Origin of the sequence: Streptomyces sp. UNOC14_S4, from assembly GCF_020740835.1 — a bacterium.
GTDB lineage: Bacteria > Actinomycetota > Actinomycetes > Streptomycetales > Streptomycetaceae > Streptomyces.
This window is the reverse complement of the sequence record NZ_JAINFC010000844.1, coordinates 1-1,943: the sequence shown is the minus strand read 5'-3', so window position 1 is coordinate 1,943 and position 1,943 is coordinate 1. Positions and strand designations below refer to the sequence as shown.

General features: G+C 70.7%; 2 protein-coding genes. Both read right to left on the bottom strand.

Translation table 11 applies throughout. The annotated features are described in order from the left end of the window. Nucleotides 1–82 precede the first annotated feature (82 nt). A complete protein-coding gene (locus tag K6I34_RS36370; protein ID WP_229332298.1) occupies nucleotides 83–577 on the bottom strand; it encodes an ATP-binding protein in 495 nt (164 codons plus the stop codon). 181 nt (nucleotides 578–758) lie between these two features. After that, nucleotides 759–1,583 carry a glycerophosphodiester phosphodiesterase gene (locus tag K6I34_RS36365; RefSeq protein WP_229332297.1) on the bottom strand — a complete coding sequence of 275 codons (825 nt, stop codon included), beginning with the start codon at nucleotides 1,581–1,583 and terminating at the stop codon, nucleotides 759–761. Nucleotides 1,584–1,943 lie beyond the last annotated feature (360 nt).

The following is a 1,943-nucleotide window of genomic DNA, read 5'->3' as shown; positions in this document are numbered from 1 at the left end:
GGTGGTGGGGTGCCGTGGGGCGTGCCACGGGGCGCACCAGTCGTGCCGGGCGCACGCGCGGTCTACGCGCGTCGCATCGTCGTTATGTCAGCTCGTCGATATCCGTGAACGTATCCGTGAACGCCATCTCGGCGGGCGTCGGCGCCAGCTCGATCCGTGAGGTGAAGCCGTCGCGCGCCGACAGCGCGGCCCATACGGTCACCTCGCCGCTGGCGTCCCGTACGCCCCAGTCCTGGGAGAGGGCGCTGATGATGTTCAGGCCGCGGCCCCCGCGCGCGGTCACCGAAGGTGTGGCCGGAAGTGGCCGGGTCGGGCCGCCCCCGTCCGTGACCTCGACCGTGAGCCTGCCGTGCGAGTCCACTCTCCAGGCGGCTCGAATCCCCCCGTCGGTCTCCCCGTCTCTCTCGCCGTTCGCCGGGCTCAGCGGGCGTCCGTGCCGGTACGCGTTGCTGAGCAGTTCCGAAAGGATCAGTACGGCGTCGTCGATGACCGAATCCGCCACCCCGCTGATGCGCAGATCCTCACGCATCCGGTGTCTTGCCTGGCCCACACCGGCTGGACCATGGGGTACGGCCATGATCGACGACGTGGGCACCTCCTGTGCCACCACCAACGCCACCCCCGAGACCTCCTTTGCCCCACGTCAGGGGATGGATGCCCCAATGGACTGGACCGGAAACCGGCCATCCCGGAGACGGTGGGGCACTCACCTTCGTCGAACACGCTGCGAACGCGCCGGTGCACACCTTGTAATGGAGCTATGGGCGGCGGAGCTGCGAGAGCACCTGTTTGGGCCGGTTGGTGATGACCGCGTCGACCCCGACGCGGGCGCACAGCTCGACGTCGACGGGGTCGTTCACCGTCCAGACGTGCACCGCGTGCCCGGCGTTGTGCACCCGCGCCACGTAGCCGGGGTCCCGGCGGACGATCCGGATGCTCGGGCCCGCGATCCGTACGCCCTGGGGGAGCCGTCCGTCGCGGTAGCGGGGCGAGAGGAACTGCATCAGATAGACGGTCGGGATGTCGGGCGCGGCCGCGTGCACGCGGTAGAGGGAGCGTGCCGAGAAGCTCATCACCCGCACCGGGGAGGGCTCGTCCGCGGGGGGGCGGGCGAGCCCGAAGCGGTCGAGCAGGCCGATCAGTCTCGTCTCGACCTGCCCGGCCCACCGGGTCGGGTGCTTGGTCTCGACGGCCAGCTCGATGCGGCGGCCCGCGTCCACGACGAGCTCCAGGAGCCGCTCCAGGGTGAGGACGGAGGTGGCGTCCGTGTCGGGCTCCTCCTCGTCGGCGGCCTTGCCCTTCCAGGAGCCGAAGTCGAGGGCCGCGAGGTCGGCCAGTTCGAGGGAGGAGACGGCGCCGCGGCCGTTGGAGGTGCGGTTGACGCGGCGGTCGTGGACGCAGACGAGGTGGCCGTCGGCCGTGAGGCGTACGTCGCACTCCAGCGCGTCGGCACCGTCCTCGATCGCTTTGCGGTAGGCGGACAGGGTGTGTTCCGGAGCGTCCTCGGAGGCTCCGCGGTGGGCGATGACGGCGAGCGGATGGCGCTCGGGGCGGAGGTCCCGGGCCTGGTGCGCAGAGGTCACCGCGTTATGGTGCCACCGCCTGCCGCAATCGCGCATGCGCACCTTTTATTCCGTTTGTCAGTGAATAAAGGGCGATCCCGCAAGCACAGGCTCCGCTTACGGTGGTCTGACGGGCCATGGGAAAAGCTGGTGACGACACCCTTCATGGCCCGGGCGCACGACTGCCCCCCCTGGCCATGGCCCGGAGTCGCGCACGACACTGAAGTGCATCCGACGTTGCACGTGATGAGGAGAGAGCTGTGAGCACCGAGAACGAGGGCGCCGCCGTTCCGTCCGCGCCCGGCCCGGAAGCGGCGCCGCGGGCGTCGACGGCCGAGCCGGAGACCCCCGTTCCGGCCGTACCGAGCGCCCCGCCCGCAC

Coding starts and splice junctions, on each gene's coding strand:
- K6I34_RS36370 (WP_229332298.1), bottom strand. CDS start 577: ATGGCCGTACCCCATGGTCCAGCCGGTGTGGGCCAGGCAAGACACCGG.